Consider the following 7,006-nt stretch of genomic DNA (forward strand, 5'->3'; position numbering starts at 1 on the left):
TGAGCAAAGTTATGTTACATTTTAAGCTTTAGAGAGAAAATAATATTGAAAGTAAAGCTTAAGACGGATACATATTGTGCAATAAATGCGTATAATAATTAAATTATAAAATAGTTAAATAGGGAGGTTGCTATTATATGAATCAGGTTAAAAATGTATTGTCTTCATTATTTGAACCATTAACAAAGATAGAAACATATGAGAATTTAGCTATCAAAATAGCATTAATTCTCATATATATTATTGTTGCGTTGATTGTTATAGCAATATTAAATAAAGCAATTGAACAAGCATTTAAAATACAAAACCGTAGTAGCAAAGGAAATAAAAAGCGTTCTCGAACATTAATTTCACTAGTTCAAAACGTAGTGAGTTACATCGTATGGTTTATTGTGATTACTACCATCTTAAGTAAATTTGGAATTAGTGTTGAAGGTATCATCGCGAGTGCTGGGGTCGTTGGTTTAGCTGTTGGTTTCGGTGCGCAAACCATCGTAAAAGATATTATTACAGGCTTCTTTATCATATTTGAAAATCAATTCGACGTTGGTGACTATGTTAAAATCAATAGCGGTGGTACAACTGTAGCAGAAGGAACTGTGAAATCTATCGGCTTAAGATCAACACGTATTAATACTATTACAGGTGAATTAACCATATTACCAAATGGTAGTATGGGCGAAATTACGAATTTCTCTATTACCAATGGATTCTCTATAGTAGAAATTCCAGTATCTGTGGAAGAAAATTTAGATAAAGTTGAAAAACGTCTAAATAAATTATTTACAGCAATGCGTAGTAAATATTACTTATTTATTACTGATCCAGTCGTGGAAGGTATTGATTCGTTAGATGAAACGAAAGTAACGTTTAGAATATCTGCTGAAACGATTCCTGGTGAAGGTGCATCTGGCTCAAGAATATTACGTAAAGAAATTCAAAGAGTGTTTGTCCAAGAAGGTATTAAATTACCACAACCAATTTACATTAAAAATAATAATCAACAAGGCAAATCTTAATTATTATTGAGGGGTAATTTCATGACGTCAAATTATGGAATAAATGATATAGTAGAGATGAAAAAGCAACATGCATGTGGAACTAATCGATTTAAAATCATTCGTATGGGTGCTGATATTCGTATCAAATGTGAGAATTGCCAACGAAGTATTATGATTCCACGTCAAACGTTCAATAAAAAAATAAAGAAAATATTAGTATCAAATCAAGATACTGAAGGTTAGGAGAATGATTAATGGCTTTAACAGCAGGGATTGTAGGCTTACCAAACGTAGGTAAATCTACCTTATTTAACGCAATAACAAAAGCGGGAGCATTAGCCGCTAACTATCCGTTCGCAACAATTGATCCAAACGTAGGTATCGTAGAAGTGCCAGATACACGTTTAAATAAATTAACAGAAATGGTTGAACCTAAAAAAACAATTCCAACGACATTTGAATTTACAGATATTGCAGGGATTGTAAAAGGTGCCTCTAAAGGTGAAGGTTTAGGAAACAAATTCCTTTCACACATCCGTGAAGTAGATGCGATATGCCAAGTTGTACGTGCGTTTGATGATGAAAACGTTACACACGTATCAGGTCGCGTCAACCCATTAGATGATATTGAAGTCATCAATATGGAGTTAGTGTTAGCAGATTTAGAATCTGTCGAAAAACGTTTGCCTAGAATTGAAAAAATGGCACGTCAAAAAGATAAAACTGCTGAAATGGAAATGAGAATTCTCTCTAGAATTAAAGAAGCACTTGAAAACGGCGACCCTGTACGTAGTATAGACTTCAATGATGAAGATCAAAAATACGTTAACCAAGCGCAACTACTAACATCTAAAAAAATGTTATATATTGCCAATGTCGGTGAAGATGAAATTGGTGACGAAGATAATGATAAAGTAAAAGCAATTCGTGAATATGCAGCGAAAGAAGATTCTGAAGTTATCGTTATTAGCGCGAAAATTGAAGAAGAAATTGCTACATTAGATGACGAAGATAGAGCGATGTTCCTTGAAGATTTAGGTATTGAAGAACCAGGATTAGATGTACTTATCAGAACAACATATGATTTATTAGGCTTATCAACATACTTTACTGCAGGTGTACAAGAAGTACGAGCTTGGACATTTAGACAAGGTATGACAGCACCACAATGTGCAGGTATTATTCATACTGACTTTGAACGTGGATTTATTCGTGCTGAAGTGACTAGTTATGATGACTATGTAGAACATGGTGGCGAACAAGGTGCTAAAGAAGCGGGTAAACAACGTTTAGAAGGTAAAGAATACATTATGCAAGATGGCGATATCGTGCACTTCAGATTTAACGTTTAATCATTTCTCAACGGATTATGTGAGTAAAATAAAAAGCAATGTAAGTTTCGCTTAGCTTAAGTGACAAGAGACTTACATTGCTTTTTTTATATCATTTGTTTCATTTATATCTTAAAAGAACGGTATAACTTTACTTGCTTCAATAATGTCTTTGGTGCTAAAAAACTGTTTACCTTCTCCAGTATAAGCAGGTTCGAGAATCATATTGGCTTTCGCACAATATAACCATTCTGGATTGATACCGCAATTTAAGACTTCTTGAAATTCTTGAAAATCTTTATTCCAATCTAAATCTAATTGCATATTTTACACCTCGACTTCATTATAGAACAAGTGTTCGTAAAAATAAAGTGTTATGTATGTATTTTTAATCAATAAACCAATCAGCCGTAACATTGGCATCTAAGTAATTCGCATCAACATTTTGGTTTAACTCTGGTGCATAGTAATGATCAGTGTATTGCCATAATACTTTCTCTCTATTAGGTTCTTGTGTTTGATATGCTGCTAACCAATAACCATCATAAGCACTCACTGCGTTAGGAACATTGTTAATCATAAAGTTCTCATAAGAATAAAATAATATTTTTTTATTTCCAGCAAGTTGTCGCATTTCATCTGCCCAAGATTTTGTGGCAGTGTCAGCATCACCAGAAGTAATGGAATTTTGCTCAAAATCATTAACATAGAATGATGCTTTAGGCGCACGATTATAAAGCGTTTGTGCTTCATTTCGAGCGTCATCGGCATTTTCATACATGCTGTATGAGTATACACCAAATTTCATATTATTGTTATCTAGTAAAGTTGAATTGTTCTCTAAACATTTATCGACATATTCGGAGCCATATTGACCTCGAATAATAATAAAATCATAATCTTGTTTTAATTGTTTGATTTGGGCGTCAGTTAAGTTGCCTTGCCACTCTGAAATATCTAATACACGTTCACCGTTTTGTGTGGTCACTGCTTTGGATTTTGATGAAAAGGTTGAACGATTACTTGTTGAAGCATCTTGTTGGTCGGGGTTATTTTCAAGATATTGTTGATATCCATACCCCATTGTCCCTTTTTGGCTACCTCCAGAATGCTCAGAAGCGTTTGCATTTAACGCACCTACAGAAGTCGCCATAATAGTTAAACATGCAATAGATGATGTTGCCTTTTTAAACATTTGAGCTCTCCTTTAGATATTATATTTTTTAGAAATAATACTATGTAAAATGCAGTTGTGATATTAGTATAAAAAGTTCTAATTCGCAACTTTATATAAGACGCGATTCATATATAAGAAAATTAAGTTATAGGCAATACAAAATAGTGAGGCGGAGGATACATAAAATATATTGTAAAAAGTAATACTCTGTGCTATAATTCTTGATTGTGAGTAATGAAAATTATTCCTTGCTTATCGTTAGTATTCGATAGGCCGCATAGACCACAAGGAGGTGCAAGTATAAAATGAGAACATATGAAATTATGTATGTCGTACGTCCAAACATTGAAGAAGATGCTAAAAAAGCACTTGTTGAACGCTTCAACGGTATCTTAGCTTCAGAAGGATCAGAAGTTTTAGAAGAAAAAGACTGGGGTAAACGCCGTCTTGCTTATGAAATTGAAGATTTCAAAGAAGGTTTCTATAACATCGTACGCATTAAAACTGATAACAACAAAGCTACAGACGAATTCCAACGTTTAGCTAAAATCAGTGACGATATCATCCGTTATATCGTTATCCGTGAAGACCAAGATAAGTAATAAAGTAATGGGGGCGTTTTAATGATAAACAGAGTTGTATTAGTAGGTCGTTTAACTAAAGATCCAGAATACAGAACCACTCCCTCAGGCGTAAGTGTAGCGACATTTACTCTAGCAGTTAATCGTACTTTCACGAATGCTCAAGGGGAACGCGAAGCTGACTTCATCAATGTCGTTGTGTTTAGAAGACAAGCAGAGAACGTGAATAATTATTTATTCAAAGGTAGTCTAGCTGGCGTTGATGGTCGCATACAATCACGCAGTTATGAAAATCAAGAAGGTCGTCGTATCTTTGTTACTGAAGTTGTAGCAGATAGTGTTCAATTCCTTGAACCTAAGAATGCGCATGGTGGCCAACGTAATCAAAGTAATAACAATGATTTCCAAGACTACGGTCAAGGATTTGGTGGTCAACAATCAGGACAAAATACGTCTTATAATAACAATAATGCATCAACTAATAAACAATCTGATAATCCATTTGCAAACGCAAACGGACCGATTGATATTAGTGATGATGACTTACCATTCTAATAACAAAATGAACGTATAAAAATTTATTCCAAAGGAGGTAATTAACCATGGCAGGTGGACCAAGAAGAGGCGGACGTCGTCGTAAAAAAGTATGCTATTTCACAGCAAATGGTATTACACACATTGACTATAAAGACACTGAATTATTAAAACGTTTTATCTCAGAACGCGGTAAAATTTTACCACGTCGTGTAACTGGTACTTCAGCTAAATATCAACGTATGTTGACTACAGCTATCAAACGTGCTCGTCATATGGCTTTATTACCATATGTTAAAGACGAAAACTAATATATAATTAGTGTTTAAACCCCGTAGGCCTAAAGCTTACGGGGTTATTTTTGTGCTTTGAATTGTAGAATATATCTAATGACTTTATAAAAATACGTTTTTTAATAGAATCTTCTTAATATCTTTGAGTGGAATTTGTACGTTAATCGAACCCTACAAGAAGGAAATTTCGAAAAAATTACATCTAACTACACAAAAAATCCGACTTCTTTATCGAAGTCGAATTTAATAATTTTAAATTATAAACGAATATCGATATCGTCAATTTGCTGTTGATATTCTTTGTATTTACTTTCGACTAACATTTGATAAGGCGTGTCGAAGAAGTCTGCAAGAATCATTGCATCTTTAAACTTAGGTTCGTGTTGGTGATTTTCCCATTCCCATAATTGATGGGGTTCATAATGTGTACCATATTTTTCGTTAATTAATTCAGTTAATTCGTTAATTTCAAGATTTCGTTTAGTTCTTAAATTAAAAAGTGTATGTGAACTCATGAAACATAACCTCCTAAAATTCAAGTTTGAATTTAAATTATTTTTTCTTACTTTCCAAGTTTATTTATTGTAAGTAAGTTTTTTTAAGTCTTTTATATATAACCTAAGTTATTTTACTATACTAGTCCTGTTCACAATAATTATCAAGTTTTTTAGTTGATAAATATTAATTATGTTATCTTTATTTCAAGAAATATAAATAAAGAGGGAATTTATAATGAAACTATTTGATTCGCATTTTCATATCATTGACTTTGATTATCCGGTTAAAGAGAATAATGGCTACATCCCCCCATCATTTAAGGTTAATGATTATTTAAATCATACTAAGCAATTAAATGTTGTAGGAGGTGCAATTGTATCAGGGTCATTTCAAGGGTTCGATCAAGATTATTTAATAACGGCATTAGATCAACTTCAAGGTCAATTTGTTGGGATAACGCAGCTACCTGCATCGACCTCTGACGATGAAATTCTTCGATTAAATGATAAAGGGGTTAGAGGTATTCGATTTAATGTTAAGCGCGGTGGGTCTGAAGGTATAGCGCTTATCAAGACGTTTGCGCAAAGGGTACATGATTTAGTTGATTGGCATACTGAAATTTACATTGAATCTAAACAATTAAAAGACTATCAAGAAATTATAAGCTCATTACCCCAAGTATCAATCGATCATCTCGGCTTGACTGTAGAGGGCTTTGAGGATTTAAAAACGTTAGTTAAACAAGGTGTTTATGTTAAAGCAACTGGATTTGGACGTATAGAGATAGATCCCATTAAAGCCATTGAGGAACTAATTGAAATTAACCCTGAGGCCATTATGTTTGGTACTGATTTGCCCTCTACTCGAGCAAAGCGTCCTTTTAATGAACAAGATATTAAGTTAATTGAAGGACATTTTGATGAAGAGACACAAGAGAAAATCTTTTATAAAAATGCATTAAAATTTTATAGAATTTAAGAGTGAAAATCGTATTTGTAGTAAAGGGTAAATAAGTGTTTATAAATTATCCATATTACTTAAAGTGCAATTAGATATTAGTTTAATTAAAAATATAATAAAATTTAATTTTAATGTTTATTCATGTTGGCGTGTGGTATATATAAGAAGTATACAAAAATAGAAGATGTAAGGAGAGTTCTGAATATGGGCTTTATTGTTATGTTAATAGTCGGAGGATTAATCGGCTGGGTTGCCGGTATGATCATGGGTAAAGATATCCCAGGTGGTATCATCGGTAATATCATCGCTGGATTAATCGGTTCAGCAGTAGGTAGTAAATTATTAGGTACTTGGGGACCTGTATGGGGTGGCGTACCAATCATTCCAGCACTAATCGGTGCAATTATTGTTATTTTCGTTGTTTCTTTAATTTTAAAAGCACTTAGAAAATAAGAATAATATCTAAAACAGTCTGGGATATAAATAGTATAATAATACTATTTAGCAAATTCGCAGTAGCTGACTGAACTGAGAAGACGCTTAAATCGAGCTTTTCTCAGTTCTAGTCATCCTTGTGGGCGGTGCCCCAACAAAGAGAATTCCACAAGTAAAGCAAGATGGGAGCGGACGA

Annotated in this window: 11 protein-coding genes; 8 read left to right on the forward strand and 3 right to left on the reverse strand. The window is 33.3% G+C overall.

Annotation, left to right across the window (positions count from 1 at the left end):
* Positions 1-137 precede the first annotated feature (137 nt).
* The 3 genes from HMPREF3239_RS11410 to ychF are packed head-to-tail and all read left to right on the forward strand — an operon-like array spanning position 138 to position 2,353.
* Positions 138-1,019, forward strand: a complete 882-nt coding sequence (locus HMPREF3239_RS11410) for a mechanosensitive ion channel family protein (protein WP_053030277.1) — start codon at positions 138-140, stop codon at positions 1,017-1,019.
* 21 nt (positions 1,020-1,040) lie between these two features.
* Positions 1,041-1,244 (forward strand): DUF951 domain-containing protein, encoded by a 204-nt coding sequence (locus HMPREF3239_RS11415; protein WP_053030276.1) that lies wholly within the window; start codon positions 1,041-1,043, stop codon positions 1,242-1,244.
* A gap of 11 nt (positions 1,245-1,255) precedes the next feature.
* Positions 1,256-2,353: a redox-regulated ATPase YchF gene (gene ychF / locus HMPREF3239_RS11420; RefSeq protein WP_053030275.1), complete on the forward strand. Its 1,098-nt coding sequence runs from the start codon at positions 1,256-1,258 to the stop codon at positions 2,351-2,353.
* A gap of 111 nt (positions 2,354-2,464) precedes the next feature.
* On the opposite strand, the gene HMPREF3239_RS11425 is transcribed toward ychF, so the two are convergent.
* A complete protein-coding gene (locus HMPREF3239_RS11425) occupies positions 2,465-2,656 on the reverse strand; it encodes a hypothetical protein (RefSeq protein ID WP_011276869.1) in 192 nt (63 codons plus the stop codon).
* Positions 2,657-2,720: 64 nt separating this feature from the next.
* On the reverse strand, positions 2,721-3,527 hold the full coding sequence (locus HMPREF3239_RS11430; protein WP_053030274.1) for a glycoside hydrolase family 25 protein: 807 nt from the start codon (positions 3,525-3,527) through the stop codon (positions 2,721-2,723).
* Positions 3,528-3,814: 287 nt separating this feature from the next.
* On the opposite strand from HMPREF3239_RS11430, the gene rpsF reads away from it, so the two are divergent.
* From rpsF to rpsR, 3 genes are read left to right on the forward strand one after another with little or no spacing between them, the layout of a single operon-like run.
* Positions 3,815-4,111 carry a 30S ribosomal protein S6 gene (gene rpsF, locus HMPREF3239_RS11435; protein WP_053030273.1) on the forward strand — a complete coding sequence of 99 codons (297 nt, stop codon included), beginning with the start codon at positions 3,815-3,817 and terminating at the stop codon, positions 4,109-4,111.
* Between the two features lie 21 nt (positions 4,112-4,132).
* Entirely contained in the window at positions 4,133-4,645 is a 513-nt protein-coding gene (gene ssb, locus HMPREF3239_RS11440) for a single-stranded DNA-binding protein (protein WP_053030272.1), read from the forward strand.
* Between the two features lie 47 nt (positions 4,646-4,692).
* Positions 4,693-4,935, forward strand: coding sequence for a 30S ribosomal protein S18 (gene rpsR, locus HMPREF3239_RS11445; protein WP_002447994.1), 243 nt, complete (start codon positions 4,693-4,695; stop codon positions 4,933-4,935).
* Between the two features lie 239 nt (positions 4,936-5,174).
* Here rpsR and HMPREF3239_RS11450 read toward each other — a convergent pair whose 3' ends face one another.
* Positions 5,175-5,432, reverse strand: a complete 258-nt coding sequence (locus HMPREF3239_RS11450) for a hypothetical protein (RefSeq protein ID WP_053030271.1) — start codon at positions 5,430-5,432, stop codon at positions 5,175-5,177.
* 217 nt (positions 5,433-5,649) lie between these two features.
* Here HMPREF3239_RS11450 and HMPREF3239_RS11455 point away from each other — a divergent pair, with 217 nt between their 5' ends.
* Positions 5,650-6,393, forward strand: a complete 744-nt coding sequence (locus HMPREF3239_RS11455) for an amidohydrolase family protein (protein WP_053030270.1) — start codon at positions 5,650-5,652, stop codon at positions 6,391-6,393.
* A gap of 186 nt (positions 6,394-6,579) precedes the next feature.
* Positions 6,580-6,828 (forward strand): GlsB/YeaQ/YmgE family stress response membrane protein, encoded by a 249-nt coding sequence (locus HMPREF3239_RS11460; protein WP_011276862.1) that lies wholly within the window; start codon positions 6,580-6,582, stop codon positions 6,826-6,828.
* Positions 6,829-7,006: the final 178 nt, after the last annotated feature.

The sequence above is a fragment of the Staphylococcus sp. HMSC34C02 genome (assembly GCF_001838705.1).
GTDB classification, from domain to species: Bacteria; Bacillota; Bacilli; order Staphylococcales; family Staphylococcaceae; genus Staphylococcus; species Staphylococcus borealis.